Here is a 26088-nt window from a genome sequence, read left to right on the forward strand (position 1 = left end):
CGCTCTTACTTCACCGCACCGGCGGTCATGCCGGCGATGATGTGTTTTTCAAGCAGGACGCCGACGAATACAAGAGGCAGGATCCCGGCCGTCGACAAGGCCGCCATCGACCACCAGTTGATGCCCTGGCTGCCGGTCTGGCTGGCAATCATCACGGGCAGCGTATTGGTGTTGGTCGAGGTCAGGAGTGCGGCGAAGAAATACTCGTTCCAGCACAGGATCAGCGCCAGAATGAAGGCGGCGACCATGCCCGGCGCCACCAGCGGCACGATGATGCGCAGGAAAGCGCCCCAGATCGACAGGCCGTCGACGAGTGCGGCTTCCTCGAGTTCCACCGGTACCGTCGCGAACTGGTCGCGCATGATCCAGATGACGATCGGCAGCACCATAAGGGTGTAGATGGCGATCATGCCGGCATAGGTGTCGAGCAGCGCCAGTTCCTTGTAGAGAACGAGGAAGGGCAGGGCGAGCACGACGGGCGGCATGATCAGCTGCGAGAGGAAGAAGAAGGAAATGTCCGAATTGCGCATGTAGCCGAACTTGTAGGAGAAGCGGCTGAGGCCATAGGCGGCCAGCGATCCGAGGACGACGGCGAGGGCGGATGACGTTCCCGAAATGATGATGCTGTTCCACAGCCTGCGCATGAACTCCTCGCGCACCGTGGAGGTCGCGAAGATCGTGTCGGGCGAAAGACCGAGCGAGCGCCAGCCGAGCCAGTTCGGGTGGAAGTTCAGCCACGGCACGAGATTGCCGCGCATGACGTCGGCGGCCGTCTTGAACGAGGTCGTGACGGTCCAGAACAGCGGGAAGATGCAGATGATCGCCCAGAGCGTCAGGAGACCGTAGACGACGAACCGCATGCCCCACCAGCGCAGGCGCTGGCCGCGGTCGAATTTGTCGAGATCGATCGAAGCCATCAGAGCCTCCCTGTCATGCGGCGGACGATCCGGTCCGATATCTTCATGAGTCCGGTCATGCCGATGACGATGATCACCAGATAGACGAGTGCGAGCAATGTGCCGTAGCCGACATTCGATCGGTCACGATATTCGCGGTAGATGAAGCTGGTCACGGAATCTGTGGCGCCGCCGGGCCCGCCGGATGTGACGGTGATGATGATGTCGGCGAGCTTCAGCTTGAAGATGATGCGGATCATCACGGCGGTGACGGAGACCGGCAGCATCAGCGGGAAGATGACCTGCCAGAAGCGCTGCCATTTGGTGGCACCGTCGACTTCGGCCGCCTCCAGCACCTCGCGCGGCAGGGCCTGAAGGCCAGCCAGCAGCATGATCATCATGAAGGGAATGAAAGTCCATGCGTCCATGATCATGATGGAGAGCCGCGCCGTCAGCGGATCGCCGAAGAAGGAGGGGTTCTCCCAGCCGAGCCAGCGGGCAAACCGCGCGATCGGGCCGAAGCGCGGCTCCAGCATCGACTTACCGACCATCCAGCTGATCGCCACCGGCGACAGCATTAGCGGCACCAGGAAGGTGATGCGCCAGAACTTGCGGGCGACAATCTCCTGGTTCAGCAGCAGCGCGAGGCCGAAGGCGATCGCGTATTCGATGGCGATCGCCAGGCAGTAATAGACCATGTTCAGGAGTGCATTGCCGTAGAACGGATCGGCGATCATCTGCTTGAGATTATCGAGCCCGTTGAACTGGCGGCCCGTCAGAGATGCGAGGTTCCAGTCGGAAAATCCGACCCAGAGCGCAAACAGCAGCGGAAACACCACCATCGACACGACGAAGAGGGCGGCTGGCAGCACGAACAGCGCCTTCTTGCCGGATTCGCCGTAGATGATCACACGGGTCACGCACAGAACGAACGCCCAGATGAAATAGGCGTAGAGCACCGGCCGCCAGTTGTCGAAGCCGAACTCCGTCCAGCCAAGATCCTGGGCCGCTTGCAGAAAAAAGGATGCAACCAGCCATAGGGCGCTCAGCCATAGGGCCGTATGGCCCCAGAAGCGCCTGCTCGTGGAAATGGAGCCGGTTTCGACCGTGTGCAGCAGGTCGCCTTCGGTTGTCGACATGATATTCCTCGTCCGGGCCGTTTTGAACGCCGGCGGAACGGAAGGTTCCGCCGGCGTGATCGGTTCAGGAGATCAGAGCCCGAGGCTCGCGCGGTACAGCTTCAGCTGGCTTTCGCGGCCAATCTGGTCGGTGATCTTCTCCCAGGCGGCGGCAATCGCGTCCGCGGTTTCCTGGGCCGACTTGTACTGTCCGGCAAAGCCCTTCGCCAGTTCGTCTTCCGCAACGGAATAGTACTGGAAGATACCGGGGATGCGCGGTTCGATGGCAGCGTTCGGATGGTTGTAGCTGTCGGCGTTCGAACCGAGGAAGTCCTCGATATAGGCGCGGTCGTAGCCGGCTTTTTCCCATTCGTCATACTTGAAGTGCGACTGACGGTAGGGCTGGAAGCCGGACGGATAGGCAGACGTCCAGAGCGACAGATCCTTGCCGCCGAGATGGGCGGCTGCGGACCAGGCGGCCTTGCGCTTCTTCTCGTCGCCGGAGACGCGGTTGGTCACATAGATGCCCCAGCCGAGATAGGCCATGTTCGGGGCTTCGTTGTACTTTTCCTCCCAGGCGCCGGTCTTGCGGTTGTAGACCTTGTCGGAGCCGCGGTTGATGCCGAAGCCGACGACATCGCCGACGACCGAGGTGTCGGAGGTGCGGGCGGCCGCGCCGACGTCACCCCACCAGGTGAGCATGGAGCCCGTGCCGGCGAGGAACTGCGAGAAGGCGGTGGTGCCCGGATCGGCGTTGATCTGGTCAGCCGGATAGGCGTTGGCCGCGATGAGGTCCATCACGTCCTGGATCGCCTGGACCCAACCCGGATTGTTGACGAGCGGCTTCATCGTGTCCGGATCGAACAGCCATGCGGCGTCGCCCGGATATTTCACATACGGCGTTGCCCGGTCTTCGAGGAAATAGAAGCCGAAGCCGCCCCAGCCCTTGAGCGGGTCGAGGAAGCCGTAGGTCGGAAGGCCAGTGAGCGGGTCGGTCTTGCCGATGACCGCCTTCGAGACTTCGTTGATTTCCTGCCAGGTCTTTGGCGGTTCAGCCATGCCGCTGACGGAGCCTTCGCCGAAGTAGTCCTTGCGGTAGGCGAAGGTGTGGCAGTCGCCGTCGATGGTGACGCGATAGGTCTTGCCGTCCCAGGTGCCGACCGGCGGCTTCAGATAGTCCACGAGGTCGTCGGACTCGATCTGCTTGCCGACCCAGTCGGGCATCTCGTCCAGAAGCCCGCGTCCGGCGGTGTCGCCTTCGAACGGGGCGCCCATTTCGATGATGTCGAAGTCGACGGTGCCGGTGGCGATCGACTGCTGCAGCCGGGCGTTATAGTCGGCCTGCGCCAGGTCGATCCAGTTGATCTTGGCGCCGGTATAGGCTTCCCACGATTTCAGGAAACCGCGGAACAGGAAGTTGTGCTGGTTCTGGTTGTTGAGGCCCATGAAGGTCAGCTCAACGCCGGCGAATTCGCCTTCCTTCACGTTTGCCTTGGTCGGGCCAAGGCAAAGCTCGCCGACCTTCTGGTAGTCCGCGTCCGTCGGCGACCCCTTGCCGACGCCCGGGATCTGCAGGATCTGCGCGCGAATGTCGTCTTCGGCGAATGCCATTCCCGGCAGGCCGCCGATCGCACCCGAAACGCCCAGCAGGGCCGCAGCACTTGCCGTGCCGCGCAAGATGTCGCGGCGGCTTGCATGCCGGCGCATCAATGCATCGTATATCTCGACTTTCATGTGGTCTCCTCCACGTTTGTCTGATGTGCTGCCCGCAGGGCCCGGAGGCGTCACTTGCCGGTCCGATTTTTGCGCTGGTCTCGGGCAGAACTATCTGGTAAGCAAGAAAATGAAACGTTTCATATCTTGCGTGAAACCGCTCCTCTCGGTCTCGGCAACGAGCATTAGACGGGAGCCGGAAAATGTCAATATAAAATGAAACGTTTCATGGAGGAGGATATCGCGGGCTTTTCGGAAGCGGTTCAGGGCGTGTTTTGCCCGGTTTCCGCGTGGAAAATTCGCGACTTTTGAAAGGAAGCTTCGGGTTCCGGTTCCGTGAGGACGGTCCGGCGCGAGGCGATGGGAGCGAGATGGCTGAGGTCAATATTTCCGGGGCGCAAAAAGCTTATGGTGCCTTGAACGTCCTTCACGGAATCGACATCGATATCAATGACGGCGAGTTCGTCGTGCTGGTCGGCCCGTCCGGTTGCGGCAAGTCGACTCTTCTTCGCATGGTCGCCGGGCTGGAAAGCATCACCGGCGGCACGATCTCGATCGGCGGGAAGGTGGTCAACAACCTGCCGCCGAAGGATCGCGACATCGCCATGGTGTTCCAGAGCTACGCGCTCTATCCGCACAAGACGGTCGCGGAGAACATGGTCTTCGCGCTGCGGCTTAAGAAGATGCCCGCCGACGTGATCAAGCAGCGCCTGCAGGCCGCCGCCGAGACGCTCGATCTGGTTCCGTATCTCGACCGTTATCCGCGCCAGCTTTCCGGCGGTCAGCGCCAGCGCGTGGCCATGGGCCGCGCCATCGTGCGCTCGCCGCAGGTGTTCCTGTTCGACGAGCCGCTGTCCAACCTCGACGCTAAGCTGCGCGTGCAGATGCGCAAGGAGATCAAGGAGCTGCACCAGCGGCTGAAGACGACGACCGTCTACGTGACCCACGACCAGGTGGAGGCCATGACCATGGCCGACAAGATCGTGGTGATGCAGGGCGGCAATGTCGAGCAGATGGGCACGCCGCTGGAACTTTACGACCGGCCGAACAACACCTTCGTCGCGACCTTCATCGGCTCGCCCTCGATGAACCTGATGAAGGGGACCTACAAGGCCGAGCGCGGCCTGTTCGTCTCCGAAACCGGCGATGAAATTCCGCTCGGCTTCAAGCCGGAGGCCGCCGACGGTCAGCAAGTGCTGCTCGGCGCTCGGCCCGAGCACCTGTTGCTCGGCGATAGCGGGTTGGCCGCAACGGTAATCGTCACGGAGCCGACGGGCCACGAAACCATGGTCTTCCTGCGCTATGGCGAAAGCGAACTGGTCGCGGTGTTTTCCGAGCGGCACGAATTCAAGCCCGGTCAGCAGGTCGTGGTCGCCCCACGTCCTGAAAAGCTGCATCTCTTCGATGCTAAGACGGGCAAGAGCCTGCGTCGCGATTTCGCCTGACGGGAACCGGTCTATCGTCCGGGGTGGTCGCTGTCAGGCGCCGAGTTTGCGCCGTTCCGCGATGCGCCATGCACGCGGCGACAGGCCGGTGTGGCGTACGAAGAAACGCGAGAAATAGGCGGGATCGGAAAAGCCGAGGCTGAAGCTGATTTCCTGGACGCTCGCTCGCGTGAAGACCAACTGACGGCCGGCGGCCGACAGCAATTTTCCGGCGATGACTTCCTGCACGCTCTTGCCGGTCGCGGCGCGCACGACCCGGTTCAGATGGGTTGGGGAAATGTTCAGTTCGCTTGCATAGAAGGCCGCAGGCCGGTGGGTGAGGTAGTGCTGCTGCAGGAGGGCGTTGAACACCTCCATGCGCCGTTCATTGACGGTCTCGTCCTTCGCTCCCTCGTCGGGCTGCGTCTGGTCGAGGCGCTCGGTCAGCATCAGCACCGTCATCAGGTGACTGTCGAGCAGTGCGGTGCGATGGCCGCGCCGGGTCTCCCATTCGTTCGCCATTCTTTTGAGGGTCTCGGCGATATAACGCCCGTCGTCGCTGTCGCCGAGAATGGTCAGGTGCGGCTTTGCAAGCCAGCTACCAAGCCTGCTTCGCCCGCCCGGAGCCGCCGGCAGATGCGAGGCGAGAATGGTGAAGACAAAGCCGTCGACATCGCTGGAAAAGCGAAAGCCGTGCTTTGCCGTCGGCGGCACGGTGATGATTGCCGGCGGGGCGAACGCCCGCGTGCGCTCGCCGAACACGGCATCGCCGGAACCGTCCGCGATGTACAGGATCTGAAAGAAATTCTCGTGCCGGTGCAGCCCGATTTCCCAGTGATGCAGCCGGCTGCGGGCGGGTATGGTTTCGCAATGCATCCAGAAATCGGGTCTGTCGACGCTCTCTTCGCCGTAGAGATCATATGTCGGAACGGGCTGGCGCATGCGTGCTTCCTGATGCTCTATGTTCGATTTGTGCAAGTTTTTGACGGAAAAGTCCATTGAGATAAGACCTGTCAAAACGCAAGTTTCTCCTGCAATCGAATGATCCCGGACACAGGTCCGGGAGGAAGGAGCCGCGGTGGGAGCCGCGGCCGCAGGAGGAAAAATGCGCACTCAAGTCGTCATTATCGGATCCGGTCCGTCCGGGCTTCTGCTCGGCCAGTTGCTGACGGATGCCGGCATCGACAATGTTATTCTCGACCGTGTCAGCAAGGAGTACATCCTTGGCCGCGTCCGCGCTGGCGTTCTGGAGGAAAGCACGGTCCGGCTTCTGGACGAGGCGAATGCCGGCAAGCGCATGCATGCCGAAGGCCTGCCGCATGACGGCTTCTCGCTTGCCTTCGACGGGCGCGATCACCGGATAGACCTGTTCGGCCTGACCGGCGGCAAGCGCGTGATGGTCTATGGCCAGACGGAACTGACCCTCGACCTTATGAAGCGTCGCGAGGAGACCGGCGGCCTTTCGATCCACGATGCCGCCAACGTCACGCCGCATGATTTTGCCGGCGAAAAGCCTTACGTCACCTATGAGACGGATGGCGTCACGCATCGCATCGACTGCGATTTCATCGCCGGCTGCGACGGGTTCCACGGTGTCAGCCGCAAGTCGGTGCCCGACGGCGCGATCCGCACCTATGAAAAGGTCTATCCCTTCGGTTGGCTGGGCATTCTGGCCGACGTGCCGCCGGTCAACCACGAGCTGATCTATGCCAACCATTCGCGTGGTTTCGCGCTCTGCTCCATGCGCTCGACGACCCGCAGCCGCTATTACATCCAGTGCGCCCTCAACGAGAAGATCGAGGATTGGAGCGATGACCGGTTCTGGGACGAGTTGCGTCGCCGCTTGCCCGCCTTCCATGCCGAAAAGGTGACGACGGGGCCGTCGTTCGAAAAGTCGATCGCGCCGCTGCGCTCCTTCGTCGCCGAGCCGATGCGCTTCAACCGTCTGTTCCTTGTTGGCGACGCGGCGCATATCGTGCCGCCGACCGGCGCCAAGGGACTGAACCTGGCGGCAAGCGACGTGCATTACCTGTTCCAGGGGTTGCTCGAACACTACAAGGAAAAGTCGAACGCCGGGATTGACGCCTATTCGTCCCGGGCGCTCGCACGGATCTGGAAGGCGGTCCGCTTCTCCTGGTGGATGACGACAATGATGCATCGCTTCCCGGACACGCTCGACTTCGACCAGAAGATCCAGGAAGCTGAACTCGATTATCTGACCCATTCGCGTGCGGCGTCGACGGCGCTTGCGGAAAACTACGTCGGCCTGCCGTTCTAGCTACGCAGGTCTGCTTCTTCCGGCCAGTCGGCCGGAACTACGCCCTCAAGGACATGCCGGACGAACGCCGTCCGGCATATCCATTTGGCATATTCGGCGAGCAATTCCCGATTTTGTTATGATTGCATATTGTTCATTGACAGAACAATATTTTTGAATAACAAATATCAACAGGGAGGAATTGTCGATGATCAAGGGACACGTTGCCGTGGTAACGGGAGCGGGTAGCGGCTTGGGTGCTGCGACCGCGCGCCACTTGGCCGGGCTTGGCGCCCGGGTCGCTTGTATTGACCTGTCCGAAAGTGCCGCTGCCACAGTCGCCGTCGAGATCGGCGGGCTGGCGATCGGTGCGGATGTCTCCAGCGAAGCCGAGGTCGGTGCCGCTTTTGCTCGGATCGTCGATGAACTCGGAACCCCGCGAATTGCTGTCTCCTGCGCCGGCATCGGAACGGCTGCCCGTATCCTGCCGCGCGACGGAAGTCTTTCTATCGGCGCTTTCGAGCGCACCCTCCATGTCAACCTGCTTGGGACCTATACGGTGATGAGCTTTGCCGCGCGGGCGATGGCTGCGGCCGAGCCTCTGGACGACGACGGCTCGCGCGGGGTCATCATCAATACGGCCTCCGTCGCCTTCGAGGACGGACAGATCGGCCAGTCCGCCTATTCCGCTTCCAAAGGTGGAGTGGTGTCGATGACGCTGCCGGCCGCACGCGAGCTCGCGCGCTTTGGCATCCGGGTGATGGCGATCGCGCCGGGACTGTTCGAGACTTCAATGAGCGAAGGCCTGCCGGATGACATTCGGGCGGAAATCCTGAAATCCGTACCTTTCCCGTCCAGGATGGGCGAGCCGAAGGAGTACGCCCGTCTCGTCGAGGCGATCATCGAAAATCCGATGCTGAACGGCTCGGTGATCCGCCTCGATGCCAGCGCGCGCATGCCGATCAAATAGGAGACGTTTCTTGTCACAGGCACATGTCAAAACCGGGGATGCGAACCAGATGCTGACCGTCGAAATCGATGGACCGCTGGCAATCCTCCGGATGAACCGACCGGAAAAGCGCAATGCCATGTGCGACGCGTTGCTCGATCAGATCGATGCCTTTTTCAGCCGGCCGCCAAAGGGCGTGCGCGTCGTCATCCTGACCGGAACGGCCGGCCATTTCTGTTCAGGTCTGGACCTTAGCGAGCATGTCGCTCGCGATGCAGAAGACACGATGCGCCACTCGCGCAACTGGCACCGGGTCATGGAGCTCGTGCAGTTTTCCGGCCTTCCCGTCGTCTCCGCGCTGTTCGGCGCGGTCATCGGCGGCGGGCTGGAGCTTGCGGCATCGACGCATGTGCGTATCGCCGAGCCTTCGACCATTTTCCAGCTGCCAGAGGGGCGGCGCGGGATCTTCGTCGGCGGCGGTGCCAGCGTCAAGATTGGCCGTATCATCGGCTCGGACCGGATGTGCGAGATGATGCTGACCGGCCGCAAATACGGCGCCGAGGAGGGGCTGGCGCTCGGACTCGCGCATTATGCGGTGGGGGAAGGCGAGGCGATGGCGATGGCGCGCGAACTGGCGCTGAAGATCGCCGACAACGCCCAGCTTTCCAATTTCATGATGATCCAGGCGATCAGCCGGATATCCGACATGTCGCGCGCCGACGGTCTCTTCACCGAGAGCCTCGCCGCCGCCGTGTCGCAGACAAGCGCAGATGCCGTGGAGGGCCTTAAAGCCTTCCTGGAGAAGCGAAAGCCGGATTTCCGGTAGACGCGACAAGCGTGAATTGAAGGTCGAGATAGTGGGAGGAACTTCGATGACCAGCTTCACAAGACGTACAGTACTGGCTTCCATCGGTGCGGCATTGGCCACGCCGGCAATCCTGACGCGGGCGCATGCGGCCGAGGTGACGCTTCGGCTGCATCACTTCCTGCCGGGTGTTGCCCCGATGCAGAAGCAGTTTTTCGAGCCCTGGGCCGCCGAGATCGCGAAGGCCTCGAACGGGGCGATCGAGATCCAGATGTTCCCGGCCATGCAGCTCGGCGGAAAGCCGCCGCAGCTCGTCGACCAGACACGCCAGGGGATCTGCGACATCGCCTGGACGCTGCCGGTCTACACGCCGGACCGCTTCCCGGTGGCCGAAACCATGTCCAACCCGTTCATGGTGACCACGGCGGAGAAGTCATCGGTCGCCATGCACAAGCTGATGGACGAGTTCGGCCCGAACGAATATCGCGGCATGAAGGTTCTCGCCTATCACACCCATGCCGGCGGCAAGCTGCACACCCGCAACGCGCCGGTGCTCAGCAAGGCCGACCTCAAGGGGCTCAAACTGCGTGCGCCGAACCAGGCGACGGGCGACATGCTGACCTCGCTCGGCGCGGAAGTCGTGTTCTTTCCCGTCACCGAAATGGTGGTCGGGCTGTCGAGCGGCGTGATCGACGGCTGCTGCCTGCCGTTCGAAGTGGTGCCCGCCTTCAAGCTGCAGGAGCTGACGTCGTTCAGTGCCGAGCCGGTGCCTGCGGCGCGTGGCCTTTACGCCAACACCTTCGCCTTCGTCATGAACCAGGCGAAATACGAGAGCCTTTCGGACGACCTTCGCGGCGTCATCGATGCCGCATCCGGCATGGAACTGTCGCACCGGATCGGCAAGCAGTTCGATGCCTTCGAGGCCTTTGGCCGATCGGTTGTCGAAAAGCAGGGCAACAAGATCGTCGAAATCCCGGCCGAAGAAATCGCCACCTGGCAAGAGGCAGCCGTGCCGATACATGCGGCATGGACCGAAAAGCTCAACAAGGCCGGCCTTGACGGTGCTGCCATCATGGCGCGCGCAAACGCACTGCTTGACGAGAGCTGATCATGTCTGAACGCCTTCCAGTAGAGGCAGGACAGGAGGGGGATACCCTCCTGTCCAGGACGCTCCGCGTCCTGTGCACGGCGCTCGCCGGCCTTGGTGGGCTGGTGGTGCTCGGCGCATCGATTACGGTCACCCTGTCCGTGCTCGGCGCGACCTTCGGCTTCGGCGCGGTGCGCGGCGAGTTCGAACTGGTGGAGCTTTCCTGCGCCGCCTGTGCATCGCTCTTCCTGCCGCTCTGCCAGCTTTCCAGGGGACACGTCATGGTCGACGTGTTCACCAACTGGCTGCCCGGTTCCGCCAATCGCTCCATCGATGCTGTCTGGACGCTGATCTTCGCGCTCGCCTGGGCGTTTTTGTGCTGGGAACTGGTGCAGGGCATGATCGACATGCGCGGCTACGGCGACCAGACGATGCTGCTGCGCGCGCCGATCTGGTGGGTCTATCTGCCCGCAATCCTCGGCACCGGCATGTCCGCTCTGGTGGCGGCCATCCAGGTCCTCGAAGCCGCCTTTCCCCGCAGTTTCCGCACCGGGATTGAAACATGACGCCCTTCGCCATCGCGATCGTCCTGATCGTTGCCCTCTTCATCCTGATCTTTATCCGTATGCCGATCGCGCTCGCCATGGGCCTCGTCGGCGCCGCTGGCTATATCCAGCTGAGCTCGCTTGCCGGCCTGACCGCCTATCTGAAGTCGGCCTGGGTCGACAAGTTCATGTCCTACGACTTTGCCGTGGTGCCGCTCTTCATCCTGATGGGGCATCTGGCGACGAATTCAGGCATCTCCGCGTCTATCTTCGCAGCCGCGCGCTCCTGGATCGGCCACCGGCGTGGCGGTCTGGCGATGGCGGCGGTGGCAGGCTGCGCGCTGTTCGGCTCGATCTCCGGCTCGTCGCTGGCGACCGCCTCAACAATGACCCGCGTGGCGATGCCGGAAATGCGCAAGCACGGCTTTTCCGGTGCGCTTTCCTCCGGTGCGCTTGCCGCCGGCGGCACGCTCGGCATCCTCATCCCGCCATCGGTGGTGCTGATTATCTATGCGCTCCTGACGGAGCAGAACATCGTCAAGCTGTTCCTGGCCGCGACGGTCCCCGGCATCATGGCTGTCATCGGCTTCATGATCGCCATCTCGGTCTATGTCCGGCTGCATCCGTCGGAAGGGCCGACCAGCGAGCGCGAGAATTTTCGCCAGAGGCTGCGCACCCTGCGCGACATCTGGCACGTGGCGCTGATCTTCGTCATCGTTCTCGGCGGCATCTATGGCGGCTTCTTCACGCCGGCGCAGGGTGCTGCGATCGGTGTCGTGCTCACCCTGGTCCTGGGCATCCTCAAGGGTGGCCTCAGCCTGCGGTCGATCCTCGACAGCCTGGTGGACACCGCCGGTTCGACGGCGATGATCTTCGCCATCGTCTTCGGCGCCGATCTCTTCAACGTGGCGCTGGCGCTGAGCCGCATGCCGGTGGAAGTGGCCGAGTTCTTCGCCGGTTCGGGCATTCCGCCGATGCTGATCCTGTTGGCAATGGTCGTCTTCTACCTCGTCATGGGCTGCCTGATGGACAGCCTGTCGATGATCCTGCTGACGGTGCCGGTATTCTTCCCGACGGTGATGGCGCTCGATTTCGGCCTGACACCGGAGCACATGGCGATGTGGTTCGGCATCATTTCGCTGATCGTCGTGGAAATGGGGCTGATCACGCCGCCGGTCGGGATGAACCTGTTCGTCATCTCGGCGCTCGCCAAGGATATCCCGATGACGCAGATCTTCCGCGGCACGCTGCCCTTCATCATGGCGGAGTTCACCCGCATCGCCATCATCATCACATTCCCGGCCTTGAGTTACTGGCTGGTCGATCTTGTCGCGAACTGAGGAGGGCCAGCCAGTGTCCACCAATGCCGTTGCCAACCAGAATCTCGACGTCAAGGCGCCGGACGACCGGCTGCTGCGCCAGTTCGTCGGCTACAACATGAAACGGGCCTTCATCCCGGTCCAGGAGGACATCAGCGAGACGCTGGCGCCGCTCGGCCTGCGGGTCGGCACCTTTTCGGCGCTGGCGGTGATCGCCGCCAGTCCCGGCATCTCGCAGACGCGGCTGTCGCATGTGCTCAACATCAAGCGCTCCGGGGTCGTCGTCGTCGTCGACGAGCTGGAAGAGCTGAACGCCGTGGAGCGCATGCCGGTAGAGACGGACAGGCGCGCCTATGCCCTGCAGATCACGCCGGAGGGGGCTGATCTCTGGCGCCGGGCGGAAGCGGCCGTCCAGAACCATGAGGTCGCAATGTTTGCCGATCTCTCGGCCGAGGAACTCGATGTCTTGCGGACCCTGTTGTGCCGGGCGGCGCGCAGCGGTGCGAAGCGCCGGCGGGAGCAGTCGGATGACTGAGACGATGACAGCGGTGCGCACCGTGCGCCATTCCGTGACCATGCAGAGGCGGGACGGGCATCTCCTGCTGACGTCCAATCTTCCGCTCGATCCGGTCGTCGGTCGGACGGCTGACTGGCTGCATCATTGGGCGCGGACCGCGCCCGACCGCGTCTTCCTGTCCGAACGGGCGGGCGATGGCTGGCGGGATGTCACCTATTCCCAGGCGCTCGAGCATGTCCGCGCCATCGCCTCGGCGCTCGTTGTCCGTGGACTGGGGCCGGAAACCCCGATCGTCATCCTCTCCGGCAATTCGGTCGACCATGCGCTTTTGTCCTACGGCGCGCAGTTTGCCGGCGTGCCGACCGTGCCGCTTGCCGAGCAGTATTCGCTGATCCCGGAGGCCCATGCCCGGCTGCTCTACATCGTCGAGAAGGTCAGGCCGATGCTCGCCTTCGTCGAGGACGCGGGTGTCTATGCCGCCGCTCTTGGCTTGCCTGCACTTGCCGGCGTGGAGATCGTCGCCAGCCGCACGAACGGCGCCCCCCGGCCGGTGACGCCGTTCGCCGATCTTCTGGCGGGAGACCCGGCAGTCGATGTCGACGAACGTCTGGCCTCCGTCGGGCCGGACACCGTCGCCAAAATCCTCTTCACCTCCGGTTCCTCCTCCGATCCGAAGGGTGTCCTGACGACACAGAGGATGATGTGCGCGAACCAGTCGCAGATGGCTTCGGTGCTGCCTTTCCTCAAGGATCGCCCACCGAGCATCTGCGACTGGCTGCCCTGGAACCACGTGTTCGGCGGGTCGCACAATCTCAACATGATGCTGGCGCATGGCGGCACGCTGACGATCGACAACGGCAAGCCGACCAAGGCGCTGTTTGCCGAAACCGTCCGCAACACCATCGAGCGACCGGGAACTCTGTCCTTCAACGTGCCGGTCGGCTTCTCCATGCTGGTGCGGGAGATGGAGACGAATGCCGTCCTGCGCGAGGCCTATTTCCGCGATCTGGACATGATCTTCTATGCCGGCGCCTCGCTGCCTCAGGATGTCTGGACCAGCCTGGAAACGATGGCGATGAAACTGCGGGGCCGTATCCCGCTGATGATCTCAAGCTGGGGCATGACAGAGACCGCGCCGGCGACCGTGATGGTGCACGAGCCGATCGGCCGCTCGGGCGTCATCGGCGTGCCGCTGCCCGGTACGGAGATAAAGCTGATCCCGGACGAGGAGATGCGGTGCGAATTGCGGGTCAAGGGCCAGAACATCATGCCGGGCTACTACGCCGATCCGGCCAAGACGGCCGAGGCGTTTGACGAGGACGGGTTCCTGAAGACCGGCGACGCAGTCCGCTTCGTCGCCCCCGGCGATCCCGACCGTGGCCTGATCTTCGACGGACGGGTGTCGGAAGATTTCAAGCTGCAGACGGGCACCTGGGTCCAGGCCGGCAAGCTGCGGCTTGACGCGCTGGAGGGGTTGCGGGGGCTGGTTCAGGACGTCGTCGTCTGCGGCCATGACCGGGACGCGATCGGCCTCTTCATATTTCCGCGCCCCGACCAGGTGCACGGCGACAACTGCTCGGATGGCGCCGTGATCGACAGCATCCTCCAGGCGATGATCGAGGAACGGCTCAGGGCCATGGCGAAAGCCGCGACCGGGTCCGGCCGACGCATCAGCCGGGCGATGATCCTTGCCGAACCGCCGTCGCTCAAGGATGGCGAGCTCACCGACAAGGGCTCGCTCAACGTGCGCAAGATCATCACGCGCCGGGCCCGTCTGCTCGAGCGCCTTTACGACAACGAAGACCCGGCGCTGATACGCGTCTGACGGAGGTATCAAATGGTGGATTTTGCCAAGGTCCGCGCGATCGACATCCACACCCATGCCGAAGAGCCCTGCGGTTGCCATTCCGACGACGGCTATGACGAACTGCAATGCACCATGGCCGGCTATTTCGGCGCGCCATGGACGCATCCGCCGACCATTCCGGAAACGGCGGCGCATTACCGCGAGAAGAACATCGCCGCGGTGATCTTCCCGGTCGATGCCGAGCGCGAGACCGGCTATCGCCGCTATTCCAACGACGAGGTGCTGGAGCTCGTCAGGCAGAACGACGATATCCTCATTCCGTTCGCCTCGATCGATCCGTGGAAGGGCAAGATGGCGGTGCGCGAGGCGCGCCGGCTGGTCGAGGAGCATGGGATCAAGGGCTTCAAGTTCCATCCGACCATGCAGGGATTCTATCCAAACGACCGCATGGCCTATCCGTTTTACGAGGTTCTGGCCGAACATGGCTGCGTGGCTTTGTTCCATACCGGCCAGACGGGGGTGGGGTCGGGCATGCGCGGCGGCAACGGCATGCGGCTCAAATACTCCAATCCGATGTATCTTGACGATGTCGCCGTCGACTTTCCCGACATGAACATCATCGCCGCCCATCCGAGCTTTCCCTGGCAGGAGGAGGCGCTGGCCGTCGCCCAGCACAAGCCGAATGTCTATATCGACCTCTCCGGCTGGTCGCCGAAATATTTCCCGCCGATCCTGGTGCGCTACGCCAACAGCATCCTGAAGAAAAAGATGCTGTTTGGTTCCGACTGGCCGATGATCTCGCCGGAAAAGTGGCTCGACGCCTTCGACAAGGCGGACTTCAAGGACGAGGTGAGACCGCTGATCCTGAAGGAAAACGCCATGCGTCTTCTGGGCGTTGCCCCATGATCCCCTTTGCCGCTCCCGTCGATGACATCCTCTTCTCGCTGACGCGGGTGGCGGACGCGGCTTCGCTGCCTGAATGGGATGCGGAACTTGCGGAGGGCATCATCCGTCATTTCGCCGACTTCGCGGAGGGGGTGATTGCGCCCTTGGACGAGACCGGTGATCGGCAGGGATGCCGGCTTGAGAAAGGCCGGGTGCGCATGCCGGACGGCTTTGCGGCGGCTTTCCGCCAGCTTGCCGAGATGGGTTGGCAGGGATTGACCGTGCCGGAGCATTTCGGCGGCATGGGGCAGGGCGGCCTCGTCGCGGCCGGTGTCTCGGAAATCTTCTCCGGCGCCTGCCATTCGCTGCAGATGGTGTGCAATCTCGTTCCGGGTGCCGTCTCCACATTGCTGGCCTTCGGCAGTCAAGCGCAGCAGGCCGAATGGATCCCGCGTCTGGCGGCGGGCGAGGTGCTGTCGACCATGTGCCTCACGGAACCCGGCGCCGGGTCCGATCTGTCGCGCATCCGCACCCGCGCAGCGCGCAACGGGGATGGCTGGCGGCTCGATGGCGAAAAGATCTTTATCTCCGGCGGCGACCAGGACATGTCGGATGACATTCTGCATCTGGTTCTCGCCCGGACCGGTACGCCGGAGGATGGCGTCAAAGGCCTGTCGCTCTTTCTCACCAGCCGTTCCCGGGCCGGGGCGATGATCAGCGTCGTGCGGATCGAGGAAAAGCTCGGGCTGCATGCGTCTCCCACCTGCCAGATGGCCTTTTCCGGAACGCCGGCGGAGCTCGTCGGCAAGGAGGGCGAAGGGCTGAAGGCGATGTTCACGGTGATGAACCATGCCCGGCTCGACGTCGCGCTGCAGGGCGTGGCCCATGCCGCCCGCGCATCCGCCATCGGCGCCGCCTATGCCGGCGAGCGCGTGCAGGGCCGCCGGGACGACGGCGCTTCGGCGGTATTGTCGGACCATGCCGACGTGCGCCGGATGCTTGACGAGCAGCGGACGCTCGCGCTTGGCAGCCGCGCCATGGTGCATGTGACACTGGTCGAACAGGCCCGCGGCGATGCCGGGCCACTCGTCGATTTCCTCACGCCGGTCTGCAAGGTGTTCTGCACGGAGGCGGGTATCCGCTCGGCCGATCTCGGCATCCAGATCCTTGGCGGATACGGCTACCTCAACGAGTACCGGGTGGCCCAGACATGGCGTGACGCGCGGATCACGTCGATCTACGAGGGCGCGAATGGCATTCATGCGCTGGCGACGGCAACGCGCGGGCTTCGGGCGAACGGCGGTGCTGGTGCCGAGGCTTTCGACGCGTTGATCGGCCGGCTTACGGACCATCCCGAGGTGATGGAGCTACGTGATCGCTGGCGGGCGATGCGCGCCGGTCTGCTGGCAGACGCCGATCCGGCCTCGCATGCCCATGAATTCATGACGCTGACGGGCAAGCTGTTTTTCCAGGCGGCGTGGGCGCGGATCGCCGCCGTCAGCGACGACAGGGAAACGTCACGACTGTTCGAGTTTGTCCTGTCCCACCGTCAAGCGGAAGGCATCATGAGTGCCGCATAGCGGCACCGCAATCCTGCGCTGTGAGGAGAGGAGAGGGCGATCGAAGCTTGCCGAGGTGCTTCGGCGTTAGCAGTCGGTTAACCATGAAACTGTATGATTTTCTTCGGAAATGTCTGCTTGCCATCAGCTTCGGAGCACATCATGACGGTCATCACTTTCGCGAATACCAAGGGCGGGGCCGGCAAGACCACGGCGGTGCTGATCATCGCGTGCGAGCTGGAGCGCATGGGCTATTCCGTCGCCGTCCTCGACTGCGATCCGCAGAACTGGATTTCGAAGTGGTACGAGCAGCTCGGCGCCAATGTTCCGTCCAGGCTTTCCGTCGTGTCCTATGTCTCGGCTGCCAATCTCGATCGCAATATCCGGGGAGCGAAGGCCAAGAACGACTTCGTCCTCATAGACCTGCCCGGTTCGCGCAGCCCGCTTCTGGCGCAGGCGCTCGGGCATTCGCAATATGTGATCATTCCGGTCCAGGGCTCGGCCATGGACGCGCAGGGCGGGGCAAACGTGATCGAGATCCTGCAATATCTGAAGGTCCGGGCCGGCATTCACATCCCGCACTCGGTGGTGCTGACGCGCATCAATCCGATGGTCACGACGCGGGCACTGCAGGCCGTCAAGGCGCTTCTTGACGAAAAGCGGGTCCATCTCCTCGACACGCCGATCATCGAACGCTCCGCCTTCCGCGATGTGTTCGGGGCGGGCGAGACGCTCTATACGATGGATGCCCAGCGCGTCAGCAACCTCGACAAGGCGCAGCACAATGCGCATATGCTCGGCATGGAAGTCTTCCGCCGCATCCTGCCCTATACGGTCGGCAAGCAGACGGAAGAGAATGCCATCCTCAACGTCGCCTGACGGCGATCAGAAGAGGGCGTCCTCGAAGAGATCGTCGTCGTCCTGCTGTTGCTGGACAGGAGCCGCAGCCGCCGAAGCGGTTTCCGGCAAGCCGAGCACGTGGGCGTGGACATCCCGTTCCGATTTCATCGTATAGGTCTTGAAAACCTGCGCAGATATGGCGGAGGCAATCTCCTCCAGTCCGGACAGGTCGGTTGCGGCGTTGCGGGCCGAAGCGGTTCGCTCGGCGCAGGCCGCGATGATGTCCTGAATGCCATGGTGGAAGTTCAGGCCCGTGGTCGCTGCGGCCAGCTGGGCAGAGACATTGTTGCCGCAGTCGCGCAGTTCGCCCATTTGCAGGTCGACGGTGTCGGCGGCCGTAGTCACGTGGGCAAGAGCGATGTCTATGTGGACCGACAGGTCCTTGCCGGTTTCGTCGTTCCGGTTGCGCTGCAGGTCGGCGGCCAGCTGCTCCAGCCGGCGCAGGTTGATGAGCGCGCGTTCTGCCGCTTCGTCCAGCTTGCCCGAGAATGCCCGCAGCTCGCTGGTGACAACGTTGATTGCACGGCCTTCCTCGCCAAGCCTGCCGCAGCGCAGATTGGTGTTCAGCGCCATGTACTGAATGTCGGTGCGGACCAGCTGTATGGTTTCGACGCTGCGGACCAGCTCTTCCACCACGCCGTTCGCCGAGGTGCTGAGGCGCATGGCCTCGGCGGCCGAGCCTTCGATGGCGCCGACCGTACCGCGGGCGGATTCGAGACCCGCCTTGACCGCGGTCAAGGGTGTCGTTTCGGTGCCGCCATGTCGCGGCAGCAGCGTTTCATAGAGGGACATCAGCGATGCCGCGTCGTTGAAAAAGGCGCGGATATTGGTGACGATCGTGCTGCATTCGCGTGAGAAATCGCTGCTGAGCGCGTTGATCTGTTCATGAACCAGCTTCGTGACGGCCTGCAGAAGCCTCTCCCTGCCGTCGTCGCCAAGGGTTGCCGCGTTGGCCGCGATCTGGGCCTCGGCAATGGAATAGGCGGCCTGGCAATGTTCGATGCGCTGGCGGGTGACGTCGCCGATCTGCAGTGCTGACAGGCTGCTCGCCAGCCGGCCCTGCACCTTGTGCGCCATGTCGGTGATCTTGGTGGCAACCTTGCCCAATGCTTCGCGTTGCGCCTTGATGGCCTTGGCGTTGTTTTCGAGGTCGGCAACGATCCGGGGGATGTCATCGTCGTGCCGGCTCATCTTCGAACCGCTGGCCAGCGACGCCTGCCGGATCATGCCGTGCAGGGTGGCGATCCTGTCCGACAGGCTCTTGACTTCCTTGGTGGCAAACTGGATGCGCTCGATGATCTCCACGGCGAAGCCGGCAAAGTCGGGGATATGCGCGCCGGTTATCTTGGCTGTGGTCGCAAACGTTCTCAGATAGCGAAGCGTTTCCTCCATGGCCTGGATTTCCCGGCCGAGGGCTTGACCCTCGACGCCGATTTCCCCGAGCCTGGTGTCGCGGAACGTCTGTGCCTCGGGCAGCTTGGCGATCAGGCTGGCCGTCAGGGCCAGTTCCTGCGATGCTTCCGCGGCCTCTTCTTCCTTGAGCGAGCCACTGACCTTTTCCAGTACCTGGGTCAGTTGCGTGAAGACCTCAAGCACGGAGACCAGCAGCGTGCCGCCCTCCAGAAAACGCTGTTCGATCTGCGCACGGGCCTCTTCCAGCCTGTTCGCGATCCCATCGGTTTCCGCCGTTTCCGTCCCGTAGGCGGCTGGTGTCAATCTCGCCAAAGCATTCATGGTCGCTGTCGTGTCCCCGTTGTCTGCCCCATAAGAGACAACAATCTGAAATGTCTGGTAAATTCCGCAGGCTACCTGCGATCGTGATTAACGCTCGGTAACAGCGGAAAGTCAGCCCAGATGTCGGCGGTCGGCCGCCAGCAATTCCCGGGCAATCTGCTCGAGCGGCACGACGCGGTCGACGCCGCCGCGGGCGATCGCTTCCTTCGGCATGCCGAAGACCACGGAGGTCGCCTCGTCCTGTGCCACGGTGAATGCGCCGCCATTGTGCATCTCCTCCATGCCGCGGGCGCCGTCGTCGCCCATGCCGGTCATGATGATGCCCATGGCATTGCTGCCCGCCGCCCTTGCCGCCGAGCGGAAGAGGACGTCCACGGAGGGGCGATGACGGGAGACGAGCGGACCGTCCTTGACGGCCACGCAGTAGCGGGCGCCCTGGCGTTCCAGGAGCATGTGCCGGCCGCCGGGCGCGATCAGGACATGGCCGCGCAGCACCGGGTCGCCGTTTTCCGCTTCCTTGACCTCGACCTCGCACAATCCGTTCAGGCGGTTGGCGAAGGCGGCGGTGAATTTTTCCGGCATGTGCTGGACGATGACGATGCCCGGCGTATTGGCCGGCAGGGCGACGAGAAATTCGCGCAACGCCTCGGTGCCACCCGTGGATGCTCCGACGCAGACGACCATTTCCGTCGTCTTGGCCATGGCCTTGCCTGTCGGGGGAGGGAGCACGGCGTCGGCGGTCAGCTTGCCCTGCACCTTGCTTGACGCCGGCACGAGGCGGCGTCGCGCACCCAGCCGGGCAGCGGCGGCGCCCTTGACCGTTTCGCGGATCATGGCGCCGCTTTCTTCCAGATGATCGGCAGCCGCAATCTTCGGCTTCAGGATGACGTCGACGGCGCCGGCTTCCAGCGCCTGCATCAGCGTTTCCGAACCCGCCTCGGTCAGCGACGAGCACATCACCACCGGAATGGGATGTTGCGACATCAGCTTGCGGAGAAAGGTGATGCCGTCCATGCGTGGCATTTCCACGTCCAGCGTGATGACGTCGGGAACGACCTCCTGGATCTTCTTCGCGGCCATGAAGGGATCGGACGCGACGCCGATGATCTCGATCTCGTTGTCTGCCTCCAGAACCCTGGTCAGCGCCTGGCGGACACTGGCACTGTCGTCGACAATCAGAACACGGATTTTCCTGCCGAGATGCATGGCCTAGACCTTCCTGAACACCGTATTGGCCACCTGTTTGACAGGCAGCTTGAAGCCGGTGATGGTTTCCGAGTGGCCGACATAGAGGTAGCCGCCATCGATGAGGTTGTCGCACAGCCTGGTCAGCACCTTTTGCTGCGTCGGCTTGTCGAAATAGATCAGCACATTGCGGCAGAAGACGATGTGCATGGGATCGCCCACCTTGTAACTGTCGTCCATCAGGTTGAGCCGCGCGAAGCCGACGTGGGAGCGCAGCTGCGGATGGATGCGGACCTCGTTGCGCGCCTGCTCGCGCGATTCCATGACGTAGCGGGCGCGCTGCGCCTTCGAGACCGGCTGGATCATGCCGGTGGGGTAGATGCCGCGCTGGGCGATCTTCAGGACGTCCGTCGACAGGTCGGTCGCGAGGATCGTGTAATCCAGCTTCAGCTTGGCGTCGGACTTGAAGTCCTCCATGACCATGGCGAGCGTGTAGGGCTCGGCGCCGATGGAGCAGGCCGCGCTCCACAGCCGCAGACGCTTGTGGCCGGCGGCGACGAGATCGGGCAGGCCAGCCTGCATCATATGCTCGAAATGCTTGGGCTCGCGGAAGAAGTCGGTCTTGTTGGTCGTGACCGCGTCGATCAGGTGCACGGCCTCGCTTTCAAGGCCTCCCTGCTTGAAGAGGTAGTTGCAGTAGTCGTTCGGGTCCTGCATGCCCGTCGGCCGCAGCCGCCGCCTGATGCGCCCTTCCAGCATGGTGCGCTTGGATGAGGGCATTTTGATGCCGCTGTAATCGTAGATATAACGCGCCAGCATCTCGAAATTGCGATGGCTGAGGCCGGAGACGTCGCTTGGCGACGCCTCCGTCTCTGCCTGCCGGTGCGCTCTTGCCGCACTTCCAATCATGCCATTTCCACCTGTTTTTGACCGAAGCCGGTCAGGGATTTCGCATCGCTGTCGGTAAACAGCCGCGCGAGGTTGACGATGACGACGAAATCCGTCTCGCGCCGCACGACGCCGGCGATGTAGTCGGAGGGCCAGCGCACACCGATATCCGGCGCACCTTCGATCGCCGCCCCCTGGAAGGAGGCGACTTCGTGCACCCGGTCGGCAACGAGGCCGAGCGTCAGCATGCGGCCGGCAAGCGGTACGTCGATCACCAGAACGCGCGTGTGCAGGGTCTTCTCCGTCCTGGACATGCCAAGACGCAGACGCAGGTCGATGATCGGCACACCCTGGCCGCGCACGTCGCGCAGCCCCAGCAGGTAGTCCGGACCATGCGGGATGCGGAACACATCCTCATGGTCCAGGATTTCCCGAACCACCTCGACCGGAACGGCAAAGCATTCGTCGTCGAGGCTGAATGTTACGTATTGTCCTTCGGAAGCCTTGTCAGCCATCATGCGCTCTCCTTGAAATCTGCATCGTCACCATCGGGGCCACCCATCGACATATCGAGCGCGAAACCCTTGGCGCGGGCCTGCTGGCCGGCGACGGTGTATTCGCGCTTCGGCGCGGCCTTTGGTGCAGCCGCGCGGACTGCCGGCTTTACCGGGCTTGCGGCGCGATAGGGCGCCGAAGCCTTGCCGACCATGCTGTTGTCGACCTTGAAGAATGCGATCGACGCCTGCAGCTCCTCGGCCTGGGCGGCGAGCTCTTCCGAGGTCGCGGACATTTCTTCGGAAGCGCCGGCGTTCTGCTGGGTGACCTTGTCGAGCTGCTGGATCGCTTCATTGATCTGCGAGGCGCCGATGTCCTGCTCGCGGCAGGCGGCGGAGATTTCCGAGATCAGTTCGGCCGTCTTGCGAATGTCGGGAACAAGGCGGTGCAGCATTTCGCCGGCTTCGGTTGCGACGGAGACCGTTTCGCCGGAAAGACCGGAGATTTCGGCGGCTGCGGCCTGGCTGCGCTCGGCAAGCTTGCGCACTTCGGAGGCGACCACCGCGAAGCCCTTGCCGTGTTCACCGGCGCGGGCCGCTTCGACTGCGGCGTTCAGCGCCAAGAGGTCGGTCTGGCGGGCGATTTCCTGGACGATGGAGATCTTCTGGGCGATCGTCCGCATGGCGCCGACGGCCTTTTCAACCGCCTGGCCGGAGGCTTCCGCATCCTTGGCAGACTGGCGGGCGATCTTTTCCGTCTGGGCGGCGTTGTCGGCGTTCTGCTTGATGTTGGCGGCCATCTCTTCCATGGAGGCGGAGGCTTCTTCGGCGGAGGAGGCCTGCTCGGTCGCGCCCTGCGAGAGCTGCTCCGAACCGGAGGAAACCTGCTGGCTGCCGGACGAGACGTTCTCCGATGCGGAGAGTGCGTTGGCGACGACGCCGCGCAGGCGCTCGACCATCGACTGAAGGGCGATGCCGAGGGTGTCCTTGTCGGAGAGAGGCTTCGGGCTGACCATCAGGTCGCCATTGGCGATCTTATCGGCAATCGTCGCGGTGCCGCGCAGATTGGTGATCATGTCGGTGAGGTTGCCGGCCACTTCGCTGCTGAGAGCGCCGTAGTCACGCTCAAGCTGGCGGGAGAGGTCGCCGACCGAAACAGCCTGCAGGACCGAGGAGATGTCCCGGAATGCGGCTTCCACCGCCTGCGAGGCACCCTGCATCTGGCCAACTTCGTCGTGACGGCCGGTTTCCAGCGGCTTTGCCAGCTTTGCCAGTGCTTCGTTGACGTTGCCGATCGGCTTGGCGATCGTCCTGGTCATCACGATGCCGGTGACGACGGAGATCAGCACGCTGATGATCATGCCGGCGATGATGACTTGCGTCATCAGGCTCAGGGCATCCTGCTGGGCAGCCTGGCGGGTTGCAAGCAGACCGGATTCGGTGTCGATGACCTCGGCCACCTTCTTGCGCAGGCCGTCCATGGATTCCTTGCCGGCGCCGGAGATTTCGACGTGGCGGGCCTGGTCCATGGTGGCCGGATTGGCCATCAGCGTGATCGCGCGCTCGGCGACCGAGTTGTGCCAGGTTTCGGCCATCTGCTTGATTTCATCAAGCCGCTGCTGCTGGGCCGGATTATCCGACGTCAGCGTCTTGGCTTCGTTCCAGGACTTGTTGAAGGTTTCCCAGCCCGACTTGTAGGGCTCGAGGAACTTGTCCTGGCCGGAAAGGAGATAGCCACGGAAGCCGGTCTCCTGGTTGACCATGCCGGAAACGATTTCGTTGGCGGCGCTGATGACCTTCATCGTGTGGTCGTTCCAGAAGGTCGTCTGCTTGACCTCGTTGGACTTGAGCAGCACAACGGCGTTGATGGAGAGCGACGCGAGAATGATGAAGCCGAGGAAGAGCATCAGTTTCTTGGGAATGGAAAGATTATTGAGCATGGCGCGATCCTATGTCGAATGAATGAATTGATTGCAGGGCAGTTTTATTCTTGGGTCTTTCAGTCTTCGCGCCACGCAACACTTTTGCGTCGAAGAAGAGTTTGAAAGTCGATCGGCCTGTGGATGCGTCATGCATTTGCATGCCTTTCGGTCTGGTTGGGATGCAGCCGCTTGCGGCTGCATCCTGTATTGCTGGGCCGACCGTCAGGCGGTCTGCCGGAAATCGGCGTCGTCGGCGTCCGGTCCACCCATCGACATGTCGAGGGCGAAGCCTTTGACGCGTGCCTGCTGGGCGGCGACGTCGTGCTGCTGCTTCGGCGCCGTCTTTGCTGTCGCCTTCGCGGCTGACGGGCGCGCGGCAGGCTTGGCCGCGGGCGCCTGACGGTGCAGGGCGGAGGGCTTCGCCGTGCCCGCAGTGTCGACCTTGAAGAAGGCGATCGAGGCCTGCAGTTCCTCGGCCTGGGCGGCAAGCTCTTCCGAGGTCGCCGACATTTCTTCCGAGGCGCCGGCGTTCTGCTGGGTGACCTTGTCGAGCTGCTGGATCGCTTCGTTGATCTGGGAGGCGCCGATGTCCTGCTCGCGGCAGGCGGCGGAGATTTCCGAGACGAGTTCGGCTGTCTTGCGGATATCCGGGACGAGGCGTGCCAGCATCTCACCGGCTTCCGTTGCGACGGAAACCGTTTCGCCGGAAAGACCGGAAATTTCCGCGGCTGCCGCCTGGCTGCGCTCGGCAAGCTTGCGCACTTCGGAGGCCACGACCGCGAAGCCCTTGCCGTGTTCACCGGCGCGGGCCGCTTCGACTGCGGCGTTCAGGGCCAAGAGGTCGGTCTGGCGGGCGATTTCCTGGACGATGGAGATCTTCTGGGCGATCGTCCGCATGGCGTTTACGGCCTTGTTGACGGCTTCGCCTGAGCTTTCCGCGTCCCTGGCGGACTGACGGGCGATCTTTTCCGTCTGGGCGGCGTTGTCTGCGTTCTGCTTGATGTTGGCGGCCATCTCTTCCATGGACGCAGAGGCTTCCTCGGCCGAGGAGGCCTGCTCGGTCGCACCCTGCGAGAGCTGCTCCGAACCGGAGGAGAGCTGCTGGCTGCCGGACGAGACGTTGTCGGAGGCCGACAGTGCGTCGGCAACGACGCCGCGCAGGCGCTCGACCATCGACTGAAGCGCGATGCCGAGGGTGTCCTTGTCGGAAAGCGGCTTGGGCTCCACCGTCAGGTTGCCGTTTGCGATCTGGTCGGCGATGTCTGCGGTATTGCGCAGGTTGCCGGTCATGACGTTGATCGTGTTGACCAGGTCCTTGATTTCGTCGTTGGTCTTGATCTCGATGTTCTGGTCCAGATCGCCGATGGCGACCGCCTCGGCAACGGCCTGGATCTTCTTCAGGCCGTTATTGATGCCAAGCGCAATCCAGAAGGCGACGGCGATGGAGAGGACGAACATGACGCCCAGCGCGCCGAGCAGGAGGTTGCGGGAGAAGGCGTACTGCTGATTGGTCGAATTGTCGGTGGCGGCGAGGTCAGCGGCAATCGAGTCATTGAGTTCACTAAGCGACCTCAACAGCTCGGCGGCAGCGGCGCGGCCTGCATTCATGGAGATTTCGCCGGCCATCCGGTTGCTTTCATCGGTGTTTTCGATGGCCAGCTTGATGACCTTCTCCTGCACCTGCCGCCAGGCGGGCAGATTGGTCAGGAACTGGCTGATCTTGGACTGTATGTCCGGATTCTTGTCGAGCTGGATCTTGTCTGCCAGCGTTTCGATCTTCTGCTGGTTGGCACGTACTTCGGTGACGAAAGTGTCAACGAGCCTCGGATCGGTGTTCAGGATCGCGTTCTTCTCGTTGCGGATCGCATTGAGAACGGCGTCGGACAGGTCACTGGAATTGCGCAGATTGGCGGCGGGCCCCTGAATGATGTCAGTGATCGCCGAGTTGAGAGATGACAGGTTCATGATTGCCATGACCGACATGCCGGTCGACAGCAAGATGAGAAGTGTGAAGGCAAGTGCGAGTTTCAGCTTGATCGTAAAGCGCATGGAGGCGGTCCCCGAAGGATAAGGGTGAATGTTGA

General features: G+C 62.9%; 21 protein-coding genes and 2 pseudogenes. 12 read left to right on the forward strand and 11 right to left on the reverse strand.

Features of this window, described 5'->3' with window-relative positions; genetic code table 11:
* Positions 1–5: 5 nt before the first annotated feature.
* The 3 genes from ACU5AZ_RS15620 to ACU5AZ_RS15630 all read right to left on the reverse strand — a co-directional run bounded on the left by ACU5AZ_RS15620 (position 6) and on the right by ACU5AZ_RS15630 (position 3748).
* A complete protein-coding gene (locus tag ACU5AZ_RS15620; protein WP_261929245.1) occupies positions 6–917 on the reverse strand; it encodes a carbohydrate ABC transporter permease in 912 nt (303 codons plus the stop codon).
* Positions 917–2035 carry a carbohydrate ABC transporter permease gene (locus ACU5AZ_RS15625; RefSeq protein ID WP_446823262.1) on the reverse strand — a complete coding sequence of 373 codons (1119 nt, stop codon included), beginning with the start codon at positions 2033–2035 and terminating at the stop codon, positions 917–919. The genes ACU5AZ_RS15620 and ACU5AZ_RS15625 overlap by 1 nt, the downstream gene beginning before the upstream one ends.
* A 72-nt stretch (positions 2036–2107) precedes the next feature.
* The gene (locus tag ACU5AZ_RS15630) at positions 2108–3748 is read right to left on the reverse strand and encodes an extracellular solute-binding protein (RefSeq protein WP_446823263.1); all 1641 of its coding nucleotides are present in this window, start codon (positions 3746–3748) and stop codon (positions 2108–2110) included.
* A 350-nt stretch (positions 3749–4098) separates the two neighbouring features.
* On the opposite strand from ACU5AZ_RS15630, the gene ACU5AZ_RS15635 reads away from it, so the two are divergent.
* Positions 4099–5172, forward strand: a complete 1074-nt coding sequence (locus ACU5AZ_RS15635) for an ABC transporter ATP-binding protein (protein WP_446823264.1) — start codon at positions 4099–4101, stop codon at positions 5170–5172.
* Between the two features lie 33 nt (positions 5173–5205).
* Here ACU5AZ_RS15635 and ACU5AZ_RS15640 read toward each other — a convergent pair whose 3' ends face one another.
* Positions 5206–6093 carry a helix-turn-helix domain-containing protein gene (locus ACU5AZ_RS15640; RefSeq protein ID WP_446823265.1) on the reverse strand — a complete coding sequence of 296 codons (888 nt, stop codon included), beginning with the start codon at positions 6091–6093 and terminating at the stop codon, positions 5206–5208.
* 163 nt (positions 6094–6256) lie between these two features.
* Between ACU5AZ_RS15640 and pobA the strand changes: the two genes are divergently transcribed.
* The 11 genes from pobA (at position 6257) to ACU5AZ_RS15695 (ending at position 17760) form a co-directional block, all read left to right on the forward strand.
* The gene (gene pobA, locus ACU5AZ_RS15645) at positions 6257–7429 is read left to right on the forward strand and encodes a 4-hydroxybenzoate 3-monooxygenase (RefSeq protein WP_446823266.1); all 1173 of its coding nucleotides are present in this window, start codon (positions 6257–6259) and stop codon (positions 7427–7429) included.
* Between the two features lie 187 nt (positions 7430–7616).
* Entirely contained in the window at positions 7617–8378 is a 762-nt protein-coding gene (locus ACU5AZ_RS15650) for an SDR family NAD(P)-dependent oxidoreductase (RefSeq protein WP_446823267.1), read from the forward strand.
* A gap of 10 nt (positions 8379–8388) precedes the next feature.
* On the forward strand, positions 8389–9183 hold the full coding sequence (locus tag ACU5AZ_RS15655) for a crotonase/enoyl-CoA hydratase family protein (protein ID WP_315972581.1): 795 nt from the start codon (positions 8389–8391) through the stop codon (positions 9181–9183).
* 46 nt (positions 9184–9229) lie between these two features.
* Positions 9230–10270 carry a TRAP transporter substrate-binding protein gene (locus ACU5AZ_RS15660; protein ID WP_446823268.1) on the forward strand — a complete coding sequence of 347 codons (1041 nt, stop codon included), beginning with the start codon at positions 9230–9232 and terminating at the stop codon, positions 10268–10270.
* 2 nt (positions 10271–10272) lie between these two features.
* Complete coding sequence (locus tag ACU5AZ_RS15665) at positions 10273–10815, forward strand: TRAP transporter small permease (protein ID WP_446823269.1); 543 nt, start codon at positions 10273–10275, stop codon at positions 10813–10815.
* Complete coding sequence (locus ACU5AZ_RS15670; protein WP_446823270.1) at positions 10812–12134, forward strand: TRAP transporter large permease; 1323 nt, start codon at positions 10812–10814, stop codon at positions 12132–12134. Before ACU5AZ_RS15665 ends, ACU5AZ_RS15670 begins: the two co-directional genes overlap by 4 nt.
* Before the next feature lie 13 nt (positions 12135–12147).
* Positions 12148–12648, forward strand: coding sequence for a MarR family winged helix-turn-helix transcriptional regulator (locus tag ACU5AZ_RS15675; RefSeq protein WP_446823271.1), 501 nt, complete (start codon positions 12148–12150; stop codon positions 12646–12648).
* Positions 12641–14455 carry a feruloyl-CoA synthase gene (locus tag ACU5AZ_RS15680; RefSeq protein WP_446823272.1) on the forward strand — a complete coding sequence of 605 codons (1815 nt, stop codon included), beginning with the start codon at positions 12641–12643 and terminating at the stop codon, positions 14453–14455. Before ACU5AZ_RS15675 ends, ACU5AZ_RS15680 begins: the two co-directional genes overlap by 8 nt.
* A gap of 12 nt (positions 14456–14467) precedes the next feature.
* Entirely contained in the window at positions 14468–15343 is an 876-nt protein-coding gene (locus ACU5AZ_RS15685; RefSeq protein ID WP_446823273.1) for an amidohydrolase family protein, read from the forward strand.
* Positions 15340–16902 carry an acyl-CoA dehydrogenase family protein gene (locus ACU5AZ_RS15690; protein WP_446823274.1) on the forward strand — a complete coding sequence of 521 codons (1563 nt, stop codon included), beginning with the start codon at positions 15340–15342 and terminating at the stop codon, positions 16900–16902. The genes ACU5AZ_RS15685 and ACU5AZ_RS15690 overlap by 4 nt, the downstream gene beginning before the upstream one ends.
* Before the next feature lie 141 nt (positions 16903–17043).
* Positions 17044–17760, forward strand: a complete 717-nt coding sequence (locus ACU5AZ_RS15695) for an AAA family ATPase (RefSeq protein ID WP_446823275.1) — start codon at positions 17044–17046, stop codon at positions 17758–17760.
* Positions 17761–17766: 6 nt separating this feature from the next.
* Here the strand turns inward: ACU5AZ_RS15695 and ACU5AZ_RS15700 are convergent, their stop codons facing one another.
* The 7 genes and pseudogenes from ACU5AZ_RS15700 to ACU5AZ_RS15730 form a co-directional block, all read right to left on the reverse strand.
* Positions 17767–19515 (reverse strand): hypothetical protein, encoded by a 1749-nt coding sequence (locus ACU5AZ_RS15700; protein WP_446823276.1) that lies wholly within the window; start codon positions 19513–19515, stop codon positions 17767–17769.
* 111 nt (positions 19516–19626) lie between these two features.
* A complete protein-coding gene (locus ACU5AZ_RS15705; protein ID WP_446823277.1) occupies positions 19627–20721 on the reverse strand; it encodes a protein-glutamate methylesterase/protein-glutamine glutaminase in 1095 nt (364 codons plus the stop codon).
* Positions 20722–20724: 3 nt separating this feature from the next.
* Positions 20725–21519, reverse strand: coding sequence for a CheR family methyltransferase (locus tag ACU5AZ_RS15710; RefSeq protein ID WP_446826021.1), 795 nt, complete (start codon positions 21517–21519; stop codon positions 20725–20727).
* Between the two features lie 86 nt (positions 21520–21605).
* Positions 21606–22103: a chemotaxis protein CheW gene (locus tag ACU5AZ_RS15715; RefSeq protein ID WP_446826022.1), complete on the reverse strand. Its 498-nt coding sequence runs from the start codon at positions 22101–22103 to the stop codon at positions 21606–21608.
* A pseudogene (locus tag ACU5AZ_RS15720) lies at positions 22103–23254 on the reverse strand (methyl-accepting chemotaxis protein); the annotation flags it as partial. The gene ACU5AZ_RS15715 and the pseudogene ACU5AZ_RS15720, both read right to left, overlap by 1 nt.
* Before the next feature lie 249 nt (positions 23255–23503).
* Positions 23504–24022 (reverse strand): annotated as a pseudogene (locus tag ACU5AZ_RS15725) (CHASE3 domain-containing protein); the annotation flags it as partial.
* A 204-nt stretch (positions 24023–24226) separates the two neighbouring features.
* On the reverse strand, positions 24227–26053 hold the full coding sequence (locus tag ACU5AZ_RS15730; protein ID WP_446823278.1) for a methyl-accepting chemotaxis protein: 1827 nt from the start codon (positions 26051–26053) through the stop codon (positions 24227–24229).
* Between the last annotated feature and the right edge of the window lie 35 nt (positions 26054–26088).

It is taken from the genome of Rhizobium sp. PAMB 3182, assembly GCF_052908355.1.